Genomic DNA, 19,442 nt, shown 5'->3' with positions numbered 1-19,442 from the left:
CAACTCTCGGAACTACTTCTTGCCGTTCGACACGGCGTCGGCAATCTTGTCGATGAAGTCGGTGTTGTCCACCAACCATTCGATGCCCAAGGGGGTGTTGCCCATGCCGAGACCGTTCTTCTTGTCGGAGTCCAGAACTGCCGCGTCCTTGGCGATCGCAGGGATCTGCTTGAGGACGTCGTTGGACTTGATCTTCTCGACGTCGTCCTTGGACTCGACCCAGGAGTAGATCATGTCGGAGGTCAGCTCGGAAGCGCGTTCGTTGGACCAGGTTCCGTAGAAGGTGTCGGCCTTGACGGACTCGGCGGCCTCCGAGTTCTTCATGCCGAGGCTCTCGAGGAAGTTCACCCGGCCGTCCCCCTGGGTGTACACGGAGATGCTCGGCTGGGCTTCGGAGACGGACAGGTTCGAAGCGACGAACGTGGCGTCCTTGATCTGGCTGTGCTTTTCGCCGGCCTCCTTCAGCTTGGACTCGACCTTCTTGACGACGTCGTCGGCCGTGGACGAGCGGCCGAGGGCCTTGCCGATGGTCCTGGTCGAGTCCTGCCACGGAACCATCCAGCCGTCCTTGTGGTCCTTGGAGTAGACCACGACGGGAGCGATCTCCTTGAGCTTGTCGAAGGTTTCCTGGTCCATGCTGCCGACCGCCGCGAGAATGAGGTCCGGGGAGAGCTTGGCGATCTCCTCGAAATTGATCCCATCGGTCTCAGAGAACCGCGTCGGCTGGTCGCCGCCGAGCTCCTTGACCTTGTCATCGAACCAGTCGGTCGAGTGGTTCTTGTTCTCGCCCCAACCGACGTACCCGGAACCGATGGGGACGACGCCCAGCGAGAGCGCGATCTCGGCGTTGATCCAGCCGAGCCCGACGACCTTCTTGGGCTCGGAGTCGATCTTCGTCTCGCCGAACTGGGATTCGAGGGTCACGGGGAACGCATCGGGATCCGCCGACGAGCTGCCGCCGGCCGCGGACGAATCCTTTCCGTCATTGGAGCCCGTCGAGCATCCGGCCAGGGCGAGCGCCGCGGCGGACGCGGCGGCTGCTTTCAAGAAGGTGCCACGGGAAATGGAAACCATAATGTGATGTATCTCCTAGTCAGGTGGGGCTGCGTTCGATCGAGGGAAGCGATCGCCGGGCTCCCTGGGGTGCGGATGTTCGTGACCGTCGGGTGCGAACTCGCCCCCAACATAAGGCAAGCCTCATCATACTATGGCCCAGACCGAATTAGGACAGTCATTTGTGATTGAATCCATGCCTTCGGTCGTGACAGCTCCGGCCTCGCCGCAGGCACGCGGGCAATCGCGAGCACGGACACGAAGCCTGCGGCGAGGAAATCATCTGAAATGATGGCTTCATGACTTTCTCTCGACGTTCCACACCGCTGGGCTCTTCCGTTTTCCCCTCTGACTGGGCCCCCACCGCGGTGGTCTTCGACTGCGACGGCGTCCTGATGGACACGGAGAAATCGTGGGTCACCACCATCGCGCGCGTGAGCCACGATCTGGGGCTGGCGAGCCCCGACCATCTCGCCGACCGACTGACGGCCCTTCCGGCCGCGACCATCGCCGAGGCCCTGGCGGCCGAGGAGCTTCCCGAGAACGCACCCGAAGCGGAGGTACAGGGGCGCGGTCAGGAAATCCTGTCGATGCTCTCCGCTCTGGACGTACAACGCATCGAGCGAGGCGTCGACCTCATCCCTGGCGCCATGGACCTGGTGCGCGAGTTCTCAGAGGTCCTGCCGGTCGGCGTTGCGTCGAATTCGACGCGAACGATCCTCGACGCCAAATTGGAGACCACCGGGTTCAAGAAGTACCTGGGGACCTGGGTTTCCTGCGACGACGTCGCCCAGGGAAAGCCCGAACCGGACATGTACATCCGGGCCGTGAACAACCTGGGAGCCCAGTGCGATCGGGCGCTGACCTTCGAGGACTCGACCCCGGGCGCAGAGGCGGCCGTGGCAGCCGGGACGAGAGTAACGGTGCTCGCGGAGGATGTCGACGCCGCCCCTCCGGCCCACTTCGCCACCACGAGCTTCGAGGACCCAGAATTCCGCCAGATGGTCCGCACCTGGCTCGGAACCGGGTCCTAGAGTCTCCGCTCGTCGAGCCACGGCGGGTGCACGACACAAAGCAACACCCGGCGTTGCGGGGCTCGCACTTCCTCGCATCACCGGGTGTTGCCTAGTCAGGTTATCCAACGCAGCTGACATTTCGGTGCATTGGGCCTGAACCGATCCTGAAAGGTTCTGGTCTCCAACGTATCCACAGGCCGTTACACGCGGCGCTCGGGAGGCCTACGATGGAAGAAGCAGTCGAGCCCGAGCACGAGGTGCCACGGGGCCTGAGGGGAGGCACGGAATGAGCAGCACCAGAGGCGCCGGCGGAATGCATGCCGCGGACGAGGAGCCACCCGCCTACGGGATCAGGATCAACGGCCCCGGTGGACATCACCCGGACCACCAGACCTCCGGTTCCCGTGGACCCATGGCGGGCGCGGACAACGGCTCGGCCACACCCCACCCCATTCGCCCTCGGGCCAGCGCCTACCGCCGGATGGTCGGCGGCCTTTCGTTTGCAAGTTGCATGCTGGGGATCCTGGTGGTCTTCGGCCTCGCGGCGGCCGCACACCCGCGGTGGGCCATTCTCGGGGCACTGCCCCTGGTGGTCGGAGCCGCCGGGCTGATATCGGTCCGGTGGCGGCTGGTCCCTGTCTTTCGGGACCACGAAGGCAGGCGGCAGGCCCGTCGCGGCACACGGTGGTTCTGGCTTCCAGCAGGCATGGTCGCGCTCAGCATCGTTTTCTTCGTGATCGGGTACATGGTTCCCCACTGGATGCACGGGTCCAACGACGTCCTCGTGCGGAATCATGTGGTGATGTGGACCGAGTTGGGATTCTTGTTCCTTCTCATGGCGAGCCTCGCCGCCGGCCTCGTCGCCCTCGGCCTGTGGAGCACTCCCGACGACGACGATGCGATCCTGCGGCGCACGGACTACGCCGAGCGCGACAGGAAGAAGCGGGGCGGATCGACCGGGGACCTCTACGATTCGGACTGGATCCAGGGACACGGCTGAGTACTCTCGGGCCGCGGTGAATGGCCCCGAGCTGTGATCTGTACCAATATGGTTCCCATGGCAACCAGCGCATTCTTCGGTCTCGATGTCGGCACTTCCAGTACCAAGGCGGTATTGGTGGGCCACGACGGTTCGGTCCTCGACTCCCGGACCCGGGAGCACGAGGTCGAGCGTCTCGCTCACGGAGTCGTTCAGATGGACATGACCATCTGGTGGAATGAATTCCAGGAACTCTACGGCGACCTGGTGCGCAGCAACTCCGTGCGGATCGAGGGCATCGGGGTTTCCGGAATGGGGCCCTGCGTCGGCGTCGCGAGCGAGGGCCGACCGATCGCACCTGCTGCACTCTACGGCGTGGATTACCGGGCCCGGGCCGAGATCGAGGAGCTCGCCGAGGAGCTCGGTCAGCTGGAACTCCTCAAGGGCTACGATTCCCAACTCACGTCCCAGGCGGGCGGGCCCAAATTGCTGTGGTTCGCCAAGAGGTACCCGGAAGCATTCGCGAGAGGCGCCCGCTTCTATATGCCCTCGAGCTGGATCATCCAGCATCTCACCGGCGAATACGTTCTGGACCGTCATTCGGCGAGCCAGTGCACTCCCTTGTACGATCCCCAGACCCAGGAATGGGACACCGATATGGCGGAGCGCCTCGCTCGCGGCACCGAACTGCCGCGCCTCGGCTGGAGCAACGAGGTCTGCGGCCGGACGCAAGAAATCCCCGACCTGCCGGAGCTCGAGGCCGGAATACCCGTGATCTTCGGCAGCATCGACGCCTGGGCCGAGCAGGAATCCGTGGGAGCGACCGAGAACGGCGAGTTGTTCCTGATGTACGGGACCACGCTGTTCCTCATCGCGAACTCTGGGGAAAGGCTGCGGCACGCCTCGATGTGGGGAACCACCGGAACCCGCCGGGGCACCCGCAATCTTGCCGGCGGGCTCGCCACCTCCGGCGCGCTGACCCAGTGGTTCCGGGACATCTCCGGGGTGCGCGAATACACGGCCCTCATCGAAGCGGCCGAACAGGTCGCCCCCGGGTCGGACGGCCTGCTGACCCTGCCCTACTTCGCCGGAGAGCGGACACCGATCCAGGACCCGGACGCGCGCGGCGTGATGATCGGGCTGACCCTCGAGCACGGACGGGGACACGTCTACAGGTCTCTCCTGGAGGCAACCGCCTTCGCCGTTCGGCACAACATCGAGGTCATGGAGCGAGCGGGCGCTTCCATCCACTCGATCACCGCCGCGGGCGGTGGTGTCGGTTCGGACCTGTGGCCGCAGATCGTTTCCGACGTCACCGGTCGGCCACAGCGCATCCACCGCTATTCCGTGGGTGCGGCCTACGGCGATGCGTTCATGATCGCGGAGGCCCTCGGCGTCGTCGACGACCTGGATCAATGGAACCCGGTAGAAAAGACCATCGAGCCCCGTGAGACCCCCGTGTACGACGCGCTGTACGAGGACTACCGGAGCCTGTACGAGGCAACCGCAGACATCCAGCACCACCTGGCGGGGGTCGCCGAGAGAACCGGCCACGCACCCGAACAACCCGAGCCCGACACGTCGACCACCATCACCGAGGAGCAAGCATGAGTGAGCAACCGTTCGCTGGCAGCATCGCCGTCGTCACGGGCGCGGCAAGCGGTATCGGCGCGGCCATCGCCGAACACCTGGCCGCGAAGGGCGCCCGGATTGCCGGGGTCGATGTGTCACCGTCACTCGAGGATGCGCTCGGCGCTTTGCCCGGAAGCGGTCACCACGGCTTTCGTGCAGACCTGTCCGATCCGGCGGAAGTCGGCAAGGTGACCGACGACATCGCCTCCGGCCTGGGGACACCGCAGATTCTCGTCAATTCGGCCGGGGTGGTCTTCCTCGATCCGGCCACCGAGCTCAGCGCCGGGGACTGGAAGAAGACCATCGACATCAATCTCAGCGGCTCCTTCTACATGGCCCAGGCCATCGGTCGGCTCATGACGGACGCCGGGTACGGGCGCATCGTCAACCTCGCGTCCCAGGGCGCGGTGGTCGGGCTGGACCAGCACGCCGCATACTGCGCCTCGAAGGCCGGCATCGTCGGACTGACCAGGGTCCTCTCCCTCGAATGGGCACCAAAGGGAGTCACGGTCAACGCGGTCTCGCCGACCATCGTCGAAACCCCACTCGGCAAGAAGGCCTGGGCCGGGGAAAAGGGAGAGGCGGCGAAGCGGCAGATTCCTGCCGGGCGCTTCGCCCAGCCCGAGGAAGTCGCGGCCATGGTCGGGTACTTGGTGTCTGAGGAAGCCGCCATGGTCACGGGCACCAATATGGTCATCGACGGCGGCTACACGAGCGTATGAACAGCCTCGATGGCTCCATCGCGATCGTCACGGGCGCGGGGCGCGGCATCGGTTTCGCCGTTGCGAGAGACTTGGCCTCGCGCGGCGCCTGCGTCGTCGGCGTCGGGTCCTCACGGCAGGTCGAGGACTCCGTGGCCAGGCTTCCCGGGAGCGACCACTTGGCCGTGCGCGCCGACCTGTCTGACCAGGACGCCGCCCGCCACGTGGTGGATCGGGTGGTCACCGAACGAGGAACACCCCAGATTCTGGTGAATTCCGCGGGGATCTCCAAGGTCGGTCCGGCGTCCGAAGTTCCTTCCGAGGACTGGCGGGCCGTCATGGACGTCAACCTCGGCGGCACATTCTTCATGGCGCGGGAAGCCGCACGGACCATGATCGAAGCCGGGTACGGCCGCATCGTGAACCTGGGTTCCCAGGCCGGCGTCGTCGGGCTCGAGGACCACGCGACGTATTGCGCGTCGAAGGCCGCGGTATCCGGACTGACCAGGGTCTTGGCCGCCGAATGGGGGCCGCAAGGGATTACCGTCAACACCGTCTCCCCCACCATCGTCGCGACCGACATGGGAGCAATGGCCTGGTCCGGGGCCAAGGGCGACGACGCCCGGAGCAGGATTCCCGCAGGGCGCTTCGCGGATCCGGAAGAGGTCGCGGCCATGGTCGGTTACGTCGTCTCCCCCGAAGCCGGAATGGTCAACGGGGCGGACCTGCTGATCGACGGCGGCTACAGCAACGTCTGACCGTCCGTCAGGCTGTCTCCGGGTAGATCCGATCGCGGCATTCGACGTACCGGTCGAGGAGCCACGGCGTCGGGTCGGACGTGATCTCCACGGTGTCCGCGGCCTCCCAACGGGGCGGCTCGCTCGCACCGGACAACGCCCACGCGGCTTGCCGAGCCGCTCCGAGGGCCACGAATTCTCGCGTTTCGGGCAGGAGCACCGGTCCCCCGATCACGCCGGACAATATCTGTTGGAAGGCCCGCGACTGGGCGCCCCCTCCGATCAGGAGGACGCGTTGCGCCCGTGTCCCGGTCTGCTGCTCGACCTTCCTCAGACTCTCGGCCATTGAGCATGCCAGCCCCTCGATCATCGCCCGGGCCATGGTCTCCCGCGAGAAGTCGGCACCGATATCCAAGAACTGGCCCCTGGCCTCCGGGAGGTTGGGGGTCCGCTCGCCCGCGAGGTACGGGACGAACACGGATCCGCCGGCCCCGGGCTCGACGGACAGCGCCATGTCCGAGAGTTCCTCGTGGGAGACGCCCAGCAGGTCCGCGGCCTTGTCGAAGACCTGGGCCCCGTTGAGCGTGGTCGCCAACGGCAAGTACCGTCCGGAGGCATCGGCGAATCCGGAGATGGATCCCGTCGGGTCCTGCGACGGAACATCGCTGACCACGGCGACCACCCCCGAAGTTCCGATCGACATGCTGACGTCGCCCGGCCCCATACCAAGGCCCAATGCCGCGGCGGCGTTGTCTCCGGTTCCCGGGGCGATCAGCGCACCCGTGGAGGTCTGCCCCACGGCCTGATTCGGCGAAGCCAGGCGGGGCAACTCGACCGCGTGGCCGGCCGCCCATTCCGCGACGTCCCTCAGCCACTGCTTGGACTCGGGATCGTAGTACGCCGTCCCCGAGGCCTCCCCGTGGTCCGTCCAGAGGTCGCCGGACGTGTTGAGGGTCCAGGTCAGGTAGTCGTGCGGCAACGCGATCCGGTGAATTCTTTCGGCGTTCCGCGGCTCGTTCTCGCGCACCCACCGGACTTTGGTCGCCGTGTAGGAGGCCACCGGGACGCTTCCGATGCGGCGTGCGGCCTCGGCCGGACCGCCCAACCATTCGAGCAGCTCCTCGGCCTGGGGCGCCGATCGGGTGTCGTTCCACAAGAGGGCGGGGCGGATCACGTCGTCGTTCTCGTCCAGGAGAACCATGCCGTGCTGCTGTCCGCCGACCGCCACCGCCGAAGCCCGGGGAAGGAGATCCTCGGTCACCGTCCTGAGCGCGGCGACCCACTCCGTGGGGTCCACTTCCGTCCCGGCAGGGTGAGCGGCCCGGCGTTCCTCGACGACCTCTCCGGTTGCGGCGTCAACCAGCACCGCCTTGCAGGATTGCGTGGAGGAATCCACACCCACGACGTACGTACTCATGCCGAACGCTCCTTCACGACTCTTACTGGCACCGCAAATCCCCGGCGCAGACCCATGGAATCCGCCGGGGACGCGCACACCCACGCTATATCAATCGGCCAGGAGCTTCTCCAGGGTCTTGAGGCTGCCGACCTCGTGCAATGACCGCAAGACCGCGACGTACTCCTCCGTGAACCGGGGCTGATCGACCAAGTCGCCGAAGAAGTCCTTGTCCCTCAGGAACGCGAGTTCGTCCTCCTTCTGGGCCTGGGCGGCGGCTCGGACCTTCTCCTCCGCGTTGTCCACGATCGCGATCGAGTTGCCCTGCTCGTCGATGCCCTCGGCGTAGCGCGCCCAACTGGCCACGATGGCCGCCGCCATGCGCACCTCGCCACCGCTTCTCAAGTTGTCCTGCACCACCGGAATGAGCCACTTCGGTATGCGGTCCGAGGATTCGGCGCAGAGCCGCGGCACGGTGTCCTTGACGTACTTGTTGGTGAACCGGCTGATGAGCGTGCGGGCGTATTCGTCCACGTCGATTCCCTCCACGGGATCGAGCGTCGGTTTAGCCTCGCGCATCATGTAGGCCATGAGGAAGTCGGCGATCAGCGGGTTCGACACGGCTTCGTCCACCTTGTGGTACCCCGCGAGGTGGGCGAAGTAGCACAGGCCCTGGTGCGAGGAATTCAGCATCCGGAGCTTGAGCTTTTCGTACGGCTCGACGTCGTCGACCATCTGGACCTCGACGTCTTCGTAGGGTGGCCGACCGTTGACGAAGTCGTCCTCCATGACCCACTGGATGAAGTCTTCCGTGATGACGGGCCAACCGTCCTCGTATCCGAATGCGTCTCGGACGTACTGCCTGTCCTCGTCCGTGGTCGCCGGCGTGATCCGGTCGACCATGGAGTTCGGGAAGCTGACGTTCCCCTCGATCCAGGAGGCCAGTTCCGGGTCGACGGCCCGGGCATGAGCGGTGAAAACCCGCTTGGCCATGTCGCCATTGGCCTGGATGTTGTCACAGCTCCGGACGGTGAACGGGGTGATGCCCCGCTCGCGGCGCACCTTCAGCGCCTGAGTCACCAGCCCGAAAACCGTACGCGGATGCTCCGGATCCGCCAGGTCCGCGGCCACCAGCGGGTTCTCGAGATCGTATTCGTGCGTGACCTGGTTGAAGTTGTACCCGCCCTCGGTCACGGTCAGGGACACGATCTTGATGTTCTCCTGCGCGAGGTACTCGACCGCGCCGGCCGGGTCCTCCGGGGCCCAGATGTAGTCGACGATCGATCCGATGACCCGAATGTCCTCATGTCCGTCCGGGAAACGAGCGACCAGGGTGTACAGGTAGTCCTGCTCGGCCAGGGTGTCACGCATGAACTTGTCATTCGGCAGAACACCCATGCCGCAGATCGCGAAGTCCTTCGCCTCACCCTGCGACAAGAGCTCGTCCAAGTACCTCGCCTGGTGAGCACGGTGGAAACCACCGACCCCGAAGTGAACCACGCCGACGTCGAGTTCGCTGCGGTCGTAGGACGGAACCCGGAAGGTGCTGCCTTCGGGAAGTCGTGACGTCGCAGACCGTTCGATATCCTGGAGCGTCGAATTCTTGAGTCTGACCATGATGTCGGCCTTTCGGTAGGCTGCGATCTGTTGCGACCGCTGGACGTCGTTCCGATGAATCGGGATGGAATTACAAGGATTTGCCGAGCAGTTCCAAGATCATCGCCATCGAAATCGCTCCCGGGTCAGGGTGACCGACCGACTTCTCCGCCAGGGGCCGCGCCCTTCCCTTCTGCGGACGGAGTTCGGAGGTCTTCTCGGCGCTCTCCTTGGCATCCGCGACGGCGGCCGCCCATGCCTGTCGCAATGAACCGCCGTGTGCTTCGAGGCTGTCCGCGAAAGGCAGCAACGCGTCGAGAAGGGTCTTGTCGCCGACCGAGGCGCCGCCGAGGGTGACCATCGAGTCCGCGAAGGCCCTGACGGCACGGATGAGGTCGTCGTCCGCGAAGTCCTCCGCGGCGTCGTCGATCGTGTTCGCCGCTGCCTCCAACGAGGCTCCCCACAGCACACCCGACGTGCCGCCGGCCTGCATGGCCCAGGAACGTCCCGCAGACTTCACGAGCGACGCCGGACCTGCTTTCTCCGGGGCCTCTTCGATGGCTTCCAGGGCCGCATCGCTTCCCCGGACCATTCCGCGCCCGTGGTCGCCGTCTCCCGCGTAGGCATCGATCTCCCCGAGATACGCCTCCTGCTCGTGCATCAGGTCGGCGACGGCCGAGGCCGCGGTCCTGACGCGCTGGGCAATCTCGAGCGCTGCGTCGCTGGCCTCCACGAGAGAGTCCTCGTCCAGGGCCGTCGATTTGCCTTCGTACGTCTCGTCGATGGTTCCCAGCGGAGCACCCTGCTTGCGGTAGGCCGCGGCGTAGGCATCCGCGGTCCACAACGGCTCCAGCTCGTCGTCGAGCCAGAACACGGTCAGGGACACTCCGCCCATGTCGAGACTGGTCACGAGTTCGCCGACCTCGGGGTGCACGATGTCGTACCCGGCATCGCGCAGCAGGGGCGCGATGGTCCTGTAGAGGAGGAACAGCTCTTCGTACTTCGTGGTGCCCAAGCCGTTGACGATCACGCCGATCCGACCGCCGGGTTCCTCCGGAGCATCCTTGAGGACCGTGCGGACCAGGAGCCTGCCCAGCTCCTCTGCCGACGGCCGGACATCGTCACGAATTCCCGGCTCCCCATGGATCCCGAGCCCAACGCCCATCTGGCCGGTCTTGACCTCGAAAAGAGGGGTCTTCGCGCCCGGCATCGTGCATCCCGAGAAGGCGACACCGAGGGTCCGGGTGCGTCGGTTGGCCAGGTTGCCCAGGCGTTCGACGTCGTCGAGGCTCTTGCCCGCCGCTGCCGCCGCTCCCATCGCCTTGAAGACGGTGAAGTCGCCGGCGATCCCGCGGCGATTGTCGAATTGGGGGTCGGAGGCGATGTCGTCCTTGACGACGACGACGCGGGTGTCGATCCCCTCGGCACGCAACATCTTCGCGGCGATGCCGAAGTTCATGTTGTCCCCGGCGTAATTGCCGAACGTCAGCACGACGCCCTTGCCCTGGTCTGCGGCCTTGGCCACGGAATAGACATGGGCGGCGGAGGGCGACGTGAAGATGTTGCCGACCACGGCGCCGGAGGCGAATCCCGGTCCGACGAGGCCGGCGAACGCCGGATAGTGGCCCGAGCCGCCGCCGACGATCACGGCAACCTGCGGGGTCTTGGGCGGAAGCGAAATCACGCCACCGGGCACTTGGGCCAACCGGTCCGAATACAGGTCGACGAACCCTTCGAGCTGCTCATCGGAGAATTCGGCGGGATCGTTGTAGAGCTTGGTCATGGGAGCGGTCTCCTCCTGGTGGTCGCCGAACTGCGCTCGAGCCGTCGACCTGGTCGTCCGTGGCAGGGGCCTGATGTTCGTGCCCCCAAGGGGTGGCCGAAGGGTGCGGCCCGTGGCTGGCCGGGCCGCACCCGAAGGCGGTTACTGCTGGGGGAAGATCGAGACCTTGATGGACGAGCCGGCCGAGTCGGCGACGCTGTCCAGGGCCTCCTGGAACTTCTCCAGCGGGAACTGATGAGTGCAGACTTCGTCGAGGGGCAGCTTGCCCGACTCGATGAGGCTGATGGCCTTGGGCCAGGTGTACGGCCCGAGGTGCGCGCCGAGGACGCTGAGTTCCTTGTCGTCCGAGATGATGGACCAGTCCACGGAGACGTCCTGGCCGAAGACGGAGTACTCGACGTAGGTTCCGAGCTTGCGCAGGAGGTTGAGGCCCTGACCGACCGCGGAGGGGTGACCGGTGCACTCGATGTAGACGTCGGCGCCGTAGCCGTCCGTCATCTCCTTGATCTTGGCGATCGCGTCTTCCTCGGCGATATTGATCGTGACATCCGCGCCGCACTTCTTGGCGAGATCGAGCTTGGCGTTGTCCATGTCCAGGGCAACGATCGTGAGCGGGTTCTTCTCCCGCGTACCCATGATGGCGCCCAGACCGATGGGGCCCGCACCGGCGATCACGACGACGTCCTCGAACTTGATGTTGGCCCGCTCGACGGCGTGCAACGAGCATGCCAGGGGCTCGGCGAAGGCCGCGTGCTGGGGCTTCACGTCCGAAGAAATTTTGTGCACCCGCGCCCGCTTGGGAACGAGCATGTACTCGGCCATGCCGCCGTCGAAATTGCGGAATCCGAACATGTCGTGCGGGCCGCACATCCAGTACTCGCCGCGGAGACAGAAACGGCATTCCTCACAGGGAACGATCTGCTCGACGACGATGCGGTCCCCCTCATGGACACCGTGGTAGTTGAACGCCTGGTCAGTGCCGGAAACGATCGTGCCGGTGATCTCGTGCCCGGGAATGGTGTCTTCCTTGGCCCACTGGGGACGGTTCTCGTCGCCCCAGAACTTGACGGCCCCGTGGTAGCACTTCAGATCCGACGCGCAGACACCCACGGCTTCCACCTGGATGATCATGTCGTCGGAGCCGAGCTGCGGTACCGGACGCGTCTCGAGGGTGTAGTCCTCTGGCTTGTTGCAGACGATGGCCCGCATCTCGGTCGGTAGAGCGGTGGTGCTCATGGTCACTCCTTCGTGTCGCACGTGATGTCACGCACAACACATTGTTTTAGACCTCAGCACACATGTCAAGCACAAATGTTCACACTGGGGGTGATCGGCGTTACGATGTAGCGAAACCTGAAACACGTCAAGCGAGTACCCATGGACGAGAAGAAGAATCCCAAAGACCTCTACGACGCCGACCGCCTCTATGCCGTCGCGCGGATGTACTACGAAGAGGGCAAGGGGCAATCCGCGATCGCGGAAGCCTTCAAGGTCTCGCGCCCCACCGTCAGCCGCATGCTGACCCACGCACGCACCAGCGGGATGGTCCAGATACGCATCATTCATCCCGATGCGGAGGGCCGGTCCGACCTGGCCGAAAGGCTTCGTTCGGCCCTGCACCTGGAAGAGGTCTACCTCGCCCGCGGCATGCAGCCCTCGACCATGGGGCAAGGGATGCTTCCTCCGGTCCAGCGGGCCGTGGACGCGATGCGGCTGACCTCGGGGGATGCGCTCGTGATCTCCTCGGGGATGGCTCTCTACGGCATCGCGCAGATGAGGCTTTCCCGCATGGACGGGGTCAAGCTGGTGCCGTCGGTGGGCGGCGTGTCCGAGCCGGAGGCCTGGCACCAGACCAATGAAATCGTCCGGATGCTCTCCCAGAACACGGGAAGCACCCACACCCCCTTGTTCGCGAGCGCGATTCCCTCGAAGAGCATCTACCAGGCACTGCAGAAGGACGAGTCCTTCGCAGAAGTGCGCAGGCTGTGGCGCTCTGCCAAGGGAGCGATCGTCGGCATCGGGTCCCCCACCACGGGTCGCACCTCACTGTCCTCGGCGATTCCGAAGGACAGCCTCCCCGACTCGATCGGAGACGTCTGCCTTCACTTCTTCAATCGCGACGGTCGGGAGCTGACGTTTCCCGGGTCGGACCGCATCGTGCGCATCCCGACCGAGGATCTGTCCACGATCCCGTATTCCACGGCCGTGGCCGTGGGCGAAGAAAAATGCTGGTCGATCGTCACTGCGGCGTCGATGAAGTTTTTCCGCCGCCTGGTCACGGACGAAGCGACCGCAACCCACATCCTGCGGGCGTTGCGGGTCTAGGCGCTCTCGGCGTTCGGCTGCACTCGGGCCACCCGCACCCACGAGGCGCCGATCAGTCAGGGGTGGGCAAACGAATCGTCCGGCCGCCATCGAGGACGATGACCTCGCCGCTCAGGAACCCCGAGTGGTCCCCGCCCAAATAGACTGCGAGATCCCCGACATCAGTCGGCTGGCCGAGACGTCCGACGGGGTGAAGGTCGCGAAGGGCCGAGCGAGCCTCAACCGGATTCTCCTTGGAGTCCAGGTACTTCTCGCTCAGGTCCGAGGTGATCCAACCGGGCGCAATGGCATTGCACCGGATGCCCACCGGTCCGAGGTCGATGGCCATGGCTCGGGTCATACCGTGTACCGCGGCCTTCGAAGCCGCATAGGCCGCGTGGGCCGGGTTGGTGAGCATTCCCTCGACCGATCCGATATTGATGATGCTTCCTCCGCCTCTCTTCCGGAGGTGGGCGACGACGGCCTGCGACAGGAACAGCGGGGCCGTCACGTTGACAGCTTCCATGCGTTGCCAGTCCTTCAGGGGCAACTCCGAGATGTGGTGCTCAGCCATGAGCCCGGCGTTGTTGACCAGAATATCGAGCGCCCCGAAGACCTCGGCGGCCCGGTCGACCACGTCCGCGAGTGCCGCCGAATCCGACAGATCGACCGGCACATGGGCGACGTCGGGACGCTCTTCCAGCTCAGCATCCAGACGCGAGCGTTGGGCGACGACGACGTTCGCGCCCTCCTCAAGGTATCTTTCGACGATTCCGCGCCCGATCCCCTGGCCCCCGCCCGTCACGAGCGCCACTTTGTCAGCGAGTTGCATGGATCCTCAGCTTCCCACCGGCTTCGCGCCGGTCACTTCGATAGTTTCGCCCGCGATGTACCGGGATTCGTCGGAGGCCAGGAAGAGGATGACGTCCGCTATGTCCTCTGGTTCTGCGACACGTCCCAGCGGCACAGTTCGGCCCAGGTCGTCCACAGCGCTCTCGGGGTCGAGACCACGCCGCTCGAATCCGGACCGGAGCATCGGCGTATTGATCTCGTGGGGGCACACCGCGTTGACCCGGATGCCGTCCGGGGCGTGGTCCCGGCCGAGACTTTTCGTGAACGAGGCAACGGCTCCTTTGCTCGTGCAGTACGCGATGTGACCCGGACCTGGATAGACACCCCATACGGAAGAGGTGTTGATGATTGTTCCACCATTGGCCTTCATCAGAGGAATCGCGGCGCGACAAATGTAGAACATGGCGGTCAGGTTGACGTCGAGGGCCGTGTGCCACATGTCGTCGGTCGTTTCAAGAATCGTGCCCCGGGGGATGATGCCCGCGTTGTTCGCCACGATATCGAGGCGTCCGAATTCCTTCTCGGCCAGTTCAACGAGCTTGCCGCAGTATTCGGGCTCGCGGATGTCCCCCGCCAGATGCACGGCCCGACCCTGCCGGTCTCGGATCTCCTGGGCGAGTCTGCTCGTCTTTTCTTCGGCGAGATCGCTCAACACCACGGCCGCCCCCTCGTCCGCGAGCTTCCTCACCAGGGTCTGACCGACGCCGCCCGCCGCTCCGGTCACCACAGCAACCTTGTTCTCGTAGCGCATGTCTATCCGTCTCCTTGCTCATTGAATGTCGCCAGCTGGGCCAGGCACCTTCGGGCGAGGCTCTTGCTCACGCCGGCTTGTCGCGCGATCGCCCCGATCGATTCCCGTCGGGCAGTAGCCCCAGTCCGGCGGGAGGTGTGCGGATCGGCGGTGTATGCTCCGGCACCCACCGCCGAGGCGACACGCTGTATCGCCCATCGGGGAACCCGCGGTGCTGCGCCCAGCGTTCCCTGCCGCATCTGTTGCCGTGGCTCGGGCCGGGTTCCGACGCCCGTCATCGAGGGGTGTCCGCAACCGCCGCCGCCACTGCTGCACGCCCTCCGACGGACACCGCCGCGTCGGCGCGGCCGAGGCCCCCGCAGGTCTCCCACGACTCCCGCGCCACCAGGGTGTGGGCGACGTCGCGGTGCATCTGGTCGATCAAATCCTGGACGTTGCGGAACGGAAGCTGTTCTCTCAGGAAGGCATCCAGGTCCACGCGGAGTTCGAGACCGTAGAGATCGCCCGTGTACCCGATGACATGGGCCTCCAACAACGGTTCTGCCGACCCCGAATAGAACGTTTGACGTCGCCCGATCGACACGGCGGCCGGATAAGCTGCCCCGCTGGGCAGCCGAACCGTTCCGGCCCACACGCCGTCGAGGTCCTCCCGCCCGGTGATCGAAATATTGGCAGTCGGGAACCCCAGGGTCCGGCCCCTCTGGTCCCCCGGTACCACTCGTCCGGTAATCGTGGTCATGTCGCCATCTCCTTACTGCTCGCCCTGCGGCGCGGGACCGGTTCCCTCTGGCCCGGTGTCCTGGTCGGCGTCGTCGATCTCCCGCGCGACCCGGAATCCGCTCTCGATCGCACCGTCGATGAACCCGGCCCAGATATTGGCGAAGTCCCCGCTCGCGAAGTGGACTCTGCCTTCGGCCCGGCTCATGTGTTCGTGGTAGGTCGTGAATTGGTGCGGGCGGCTGATCATCCACGTCTCCCCCGCCCATTCGTCCGACATCCAGTCGTGGCCGGTGGCCTCCAGGACCTCAAGGTCATCGCGCCAGGCCCGCACGGCCTCGCGGACCTGCTCGATGTCCTCGATGTCGAGGCGGCTCGCGTCGGCACCGAACGCGACGAGGACGGCGTCGTCCTCTCCCACGTACTCGGTACGGATCACCGACAACGGGTGTCGGGGTGTCGAATAGGCGAAGAACGGTTCGATCGGCCCTTTGACCCGGATCCAGACCTTGATCCCCTGCGAGGCGGTCTTCTCCTCGGAGGACGATTTCTTCGCGGAGGACAGCTCCGGCGAGTACTCGATGCGGTCAAGCACGTTCTGCGGCAGGGTCACGACGACGTCGCGCGCCCGGACCTCCTGTCGGTCCCCGAACTCGACGGTTGCGCCGTCGTCGTCCTGACGGATCGCACGGACAGGGCTGTCGAGCAGTATTTCGGCCCCAGATTCTTCCGCGATGCGCGCGGCCAGGGTCTTCGTCCCTTCCTTGAGACGGAAGATTGCCGTGGACTCGTGCATCAGTTTCCAGTGCCCCGCCGCGGCGGCGGTCCACCGCAACCCGTTGACGAAACTGCTGCGATCCGGCGGGCCGTTGAAGTGACCCACCCACGCCGCGGCGTTCGCGTCCTGCTCTTCGGGAGGCAGGTTGAGGGCGTCGAGCCGCTCCTGGAGAGTCACGGCATCGGCTTCGGCGAGCTTCTCGTTGGCGAGCGGAGTGTCCGGGCGCGGAATCCAATCGGTCGTGTCCTCCAGGAGCCGGGTCATTCCCGGATCGATGAGATCCATGAATTCTTCGAGGTCTCCGGTCTCCACGTGGCCTCCGGAATACCAGTAGGTCCGTTCGGCACGGGGACCGCGAGTGACTTCGAGACCATAGCGGCTGATTTCGGACCAGACGTGGGGTTGCGTCCAGTGGACCCAGGTTCCGCCGAGTTCCAGGTCCCGGCCCAGGCGGTGGTCCGTCCAGGTGCGTCCACCGATACGGTCCCTGGCCTCGAGGACGAGCACCTTCTTGTTTTTGCGTCCGAGCTCCCGCGCGGCGACCAGACCCGCGAATCCGGCGCCGACGACGACCGCGTCATATGTCTGCATCATGTTTTCCTTCTGTGCTGTTATCCGGTGGCGCTGCTATTGGTTCTCGGGCAGGACAAACTCGCCGTCGACGCGGCGGACCAGGTTCCAGGGGTTCGAATCCAGCAGGCTCTGGGGCAGGAGTGCCTCGGGCGTGGACTGGAAGACCACCGGGCGAAGGAAACGGTCGATGGCGAGGGTTCCGACCGACGTCGACCGGCCGTCCGAGGTCGCGGGGAAGGGCCCGCCGTGGACCATGGCGTCTCCGACGTCCACGCCGGTCGGCCACGCGTTGAACAGCACCCGACCGGCCGTGAGCTGAACCGCCGGGACGAGATCCTGGGCAAAACGAATGTCCTGGGCATCCTCGGGATCCAGGTGGAGCGTCGAGGTGAGCTGACCTTCCGTCGAGTCGACGGCCTGGAGCAGGTCGGCCTCGGAGGAGTATGTGATGACCAGGCAGAAGGCCCCGAAAACTTCGTCGGAGAGTTCGGGTCGGGCCCGGAAGTTCTCGGCCGTGGTCCGGTAGACGGTCGGGGCCGGAGCGTTTTCGGTGTCTCCCTCGTGCCCCCGGGCGATCAGTTCGACCCCTTCCACGTCGGCGATTCGCTTTTCCCCCTCGACGCGGGACCGGCAGATGCCTTCGGTCAGCATGGGAAGCCCACTCACACGGGAGAGCTCCTCGACAACGAGGTCGACGAAGGCGTCTCCTTCAGCGCCCTCCGGAACCCAGAGGAGGCCCGGAGCCGTACAGAGCTGACCCGCCGATCCGTTGAGGGACCCGACGAAACCCTCCGCGAGCGCGCCTGCGTTGTCTCGGATCGCGGACGGCAGGACATACACCGGGTTGATCGAGCTCATCTCCGCGTACACCGGAATCGGTACCGTGCGTGCCGCGGCCGTCTCCATGAGGGAGACGCCGCCGGATCGCGACCCCGTGAAGCCGATGGCCTTGATGCGCGGGTCCGCCGCCAGCTGCTGGCCCACGGATTTCCCTGCCCCGTAGACCAAAGAGAACGTTCCCACCGGGAGTCCCGCCGAGATCACCGCGTCCGCGATAGCCTGCCCGACGATGCGGCTGGTCGCGGGATGGGCGTTGTGAGCCTTGAACACGACGGGGCAACCCGCCGCGAGGGCGGACGCCGTGTCGCCTCCGGCGACCGAGAACGCCAGGGGAAAGTTCGAGGCTCCGAAGACTGCAACTGGGCCGAGAGGAATCTTGACCTGACGGAGATCCGGACGGGGCAGCGGTTTCCTGTCCGGAAGGGCCGGTTCGATTCGCGCTCCCAGGTAGTCGCCCGCCCGGGCCACGGTTGCGAACAGGCGAAGCTGATTGGCCGTACGGACCAGTTCCCCGGACAGTCGTCCCTCGGGGAGCCCGGTTTCCCGCTGGGCGGTTTCGACAACCTGTGTGCCCACGGATTCCAGGTTCTCGGCGATCGATTCCAGGAAGACGGCTCGCGTCTCGGGGTCCGTGGACCGGTAGGTCGCGAAGGCCTCGTCGGCCAGCCTCGTCGCTTCGTCGACCTGGTCCGAGTCCAGAAGCGAGAATTCGTCCCCGAAGGCCTGATTGGTCCGGGGATCCACGCCGCGGACGGTTCCTGCGCCTCCGGTCACCGAGCGCGTGCCGATGAGCGAACCCTGGATGGTGGTCGTGGTCATGAGTCTTCCTCCTTCGCCGGTCCCGCGGCGTCGAGAGAGGAAGAATCAGGATCCGATCATTGGCTCACTTGGATCGAGCCCTCGGAAGATTCGTTGTCTTCGTTCGACGTCGCGGAATACAGCAGTTTCTTGATGTCGTGGGCCCCGTTGAGCAGGATCCGCAATTTCTCGTTGCGGAAGCTCACGGAGTCGAATTTGTAGCTCTGGGCCACGAGGGCGAGGGCCGCAACCATCACTCCGTGGCTGTCCTGGATCGGAACGGCCAGCGAGTAGACCCCGTCCTCGAGTTCGTCCTCGATCTCTGCCCACCCGTTGCCCCGCACGGATTCGAGTTCCTTGACCAGGTCGTCGTAGTCCGTGATGGTCTTGGATGCGATCTTCTTGAGCCCCGAAGCCGCCATGGACCTGAGCTCTTGCTCCTTAAGATCCGCCAGCACCAATTTCCCGGTGGCCGACGCGTGCAACGGCCATTTCATGCCGCTCATGTCGTTGAGCCGCACGGCCATCGTTCTGGGCGACTTCTGCATGACCAGGTCGAGGTCGCCGGGCCCCTGCATCACACTCAGGGTCACGGTGTCCTCGAGGTCCTCCGCGATGCCTTGGACGATCGGTTCGACCCGGGCCGCGATGCCTACCGTCGGGTCCACACTGCGAGCGATACGAGCAAGGTCCCATCCGAGCTTGTAATGGTTGCTCGAGCGATCGACGAACCCTTCTTCCTCCAGGGTGAGGAGGATGCGGAAGACCGTGGGCCTGGGCAAGTCGACGATTCTCGCGACTTCGCTGACCGTCACGGGGTCCGGGCTGCCGGCTACGGCCCTGATGATCTGGACCGCCCGGGCCACGGACCGGTTGCCGCCCGTCGTGCCTGAGGTTGCTTCGAGGTCTTTGTCGGTCATTCTGTGGTGGCCTTCC

Annotated in this window: 17 protein-coding genes; 6 read left to right on the top strand and 11 right to left on the bottom strand. The window is 65.4% G+C overall.

Annotation, left to right across the window (positions count from 1 at the left end; genetic code table 11):
* Positions 1–12: 12 nt before the first annotated feature.
* Positions 13–1,074 (bottom strand): ABC transporter substrate-binding protein, encoded by a 1,062-nt coding sequence (locus EWU68_RS03870; protein WP_129314573.1) that lies wholly within the window; start codon positions 1,072–1,074, stop codon positions 13–15.
* Positions 1,075–1,352: 278 nt separating this feature from the next.
* Here EWU68_RS03870 and EWU68_RS03865 point away from each other — a divergent pair, with 278 nt between their 5' ends.
* The 5 genes from EWU68_RS03865 (at position 1,353) to EWU68_RS03845 (ending at position 6,139) form a co-directional block, all read left to right on the top strand.
* On the top strand, positions 1,353–2,087 hold the full coding sequence (locus EWU68_RS03865; protein ID WP_129314572.1) for an HAD family hydrolase: 735 nt from the start codon (positions 1,353–1,355) through the stop codon (positions 2,085–2,087).
* Between the two features lie 268 nt (positions 2,088–2,355).
* Complete coding sequence (locus tag EWU68_RS03860; RefSeq protein WP_129314571.1) at positions 2,356–3,069, top strand: DUF1109 domain-containing protein; 714 nt, start codon at positions 2,356–2,358, stop codon at positions 3,067–3,069.
* A gap of 57 nt (positions 3,070–3,126) precedes the next feature.
* Complete coding sequence (locus EWU68_RS03855) at positions 3,127–4,659, top strand: FGGY-family carbohydrate kinase (RefSeq protein WP_129314570.1); 1,533 nt, start codon at positions 3,127–3,129, stop codon at positions 4,657–4,659.
* Positions 4,656–5,402, top strand: coding sequence for a GolD/DthD family dehydrogenase (locus EWU68_RS03850; RefSeq protein ID WP_129314569.1), 747 nt, complete (start codon positions 4,656–4,658; stop codon positions 5,400–5,402). The genes EWU68_RS03855 and EWU68_RS03850 overlap by 4 nt, the downstream gene beginning before the upstream one ends.
* Positions 5,399–6,139, top strand: a complete 741-nt coding sequence (locus EWU68_RS03845; protein ID WP_129314568.1) for a GolD/DthD family dehydrogenase — start codon at positions 5,399–5,401, stop codon at positions 6,137–6,139. Before EWU68_RS03850 ends, EWU68_RS03845 begins: the two co-directional genes overlap by 4 nt.
* 7 nt (positions 6,140–6,146) lie before the next feature.
* On the opposite strand, the gene xylB is transcribed toward EWU68_RS03845, so the two are convergent.
* The 4 genes from xylB to EWU68_RS03825 form a co-directional block, all read right to left on the bottom strand.
* Positions 6,147–7,535: a xylulokinase gene (gene xylB, locus EWU68_RS03840; RefSeq protein ID WP_129314567.1), complete on the bottom strand. Its 1,389-nt coding sequence runs from the start codon at positions 7,533–7,535 to the stop codon at positions 6,147–6,149.
* Positions 7,536–7,625: 90 nt separating this feature from the next.
* Positions 7,626–9,131 (bottom strand): mannitol dehydrogenase family protein, encoded by a 1,506-nt coding sequence (locus tag EWU68_RS03835; RefSeq protein WP_129314566.1) that lies wholly within the window; start codon positions 9,129–9,131, stop codon positions 7,626–7,628.
* Between the two features lie 70 nt (positions 9,132–9,201).
* Entirely contained in the window at positions 9,202–10,893 is a 1,692-nt protein-coding gene (locus EWU68_RS03830) for a dihydroxyacetone kinase family protein (RefSeq protein ID WP_129314565.1), read from the bottom strand.
* A gap of 141 nt (positions 10,894–11,034) precedes the next feature.
* Positions 11,035–12,129, bottom strand: coding sequence for a zinc-binding dehydrogenase (locus EWU68_RS03825; protein WP_129314564.1), 1,095 nt, complete (start codon positions 12,127–12,129; stop codon positions 11,035–11,037).
* A gap of 141 nt (positions 12,130–12,270) precedes the next feature.
* On the opposite strand from EWU68_RS03825, the gene EWU68_RS03820 reads away from it, so the two are divergent.
* Positions 12,271–13,218, top strand: coding sequence for a sugar-binding transcriptional regulator (locus EWU68_RS03820; protein ID WP_129314563.1), 948 nt, complete (start codon positions 12,271–12,273; stop codon positions 13,216–13,218).
* Between the two features lie 52 nt (positions 13,219–13,270).
* On the opposite strand, the gene EWU68_RS03815 is transcribed toward EWU68_RS03820, so the two are convergent.
* The 6 genes from EWU68_RS03815 to EWU68_RS03790 form a co-directional block, all read right to left on the bottom strand.
* A complete protein-coding gene (locus tag EWU68_RS03815) occupies positions 13,271–14,029 on the bottom strand; it encodes an SDR family NAD(P)-dependent oxidoreductase (protein WP_129314562.1) in 759 nt (252 codons plus the stop codon).
* Between the two features lie 6 nt (positions 14,030–14,035).
* A complete protein-coding gene (locus EWU68_RS03810; RefSeq protein WP_129314561.1) occupies positions 14,036–14,800 on the bottom strand; it encodes an SDR family NAD(P)-dependent oxidoreductase in 765 nt (254 codons plus the stop codon).
* A 274-nt stretch (positions 14,801–15,074) separates the two neighbouring features.
* The gene (locus tag EWU68_RS03805) at positions 15,075–15,539 is read right to left on the bottom strand and encodes a riboflavin kinase (RefSeq protein WP_129314560.1); all 465 of its coding nucleotides are present in this window, start codon (positions 15,537–15,539) and stop codon (positions 15,075–15,077) included.
* A gap of 12 nt (positions 15,540–15,551) precedes the next feature.
* Positions 15,552–16,889 (bottom strand): flavin monoamine oxidase family protein, encoded by a 1,338-nt coding sequence (locus EWU68_RS03800; RefSeq protein WP_129314559.1) that lies wholly within the window; start codon positions 16,887–16,889, stop codon positions 15,552–15,554.
* 33 nt (positions 16,890–16,922) lie between these two features.
* Positions 16,923–18,527, bottom strand: coding sequence for an aldehyde dehydrogenase (NADP(+)) (locus EWU68_RS03795; protein ID WP_129314558.1), 1,605 nt, complete (start codon positions 18,525–18,527; stop codon positions 16,923–16,925).
* A 56-nt stretch (positions 18,528–18,583) separates the two neighbouring features.
* Positions 18,584–19,426, bottom strand: coding sequence for an IclR family transcriptional regulator (locus EWU68_RS03790; protein ID WP_129314557.1), 843 nt, complete (start codon positions 19,424–19,426; stop codon positions 18,584–18,586).
* Positions 19,427–19,442: the final 16 nt, after the last annotated feature.

This window comes from Rothia koreensis (genome assembly GCF_004136575.1).
Lineage (GTDB): Bacteria > Actinomycetota > Actinomycetes > Actinomycetales > Micrococcaceae > Rothia > Rothia koreensis.
The sequence above is the reverse complement of the archived record's forward strand: the minus strand, read 5'-3'. Positions and strand labels throughout refer to the sequence as shown.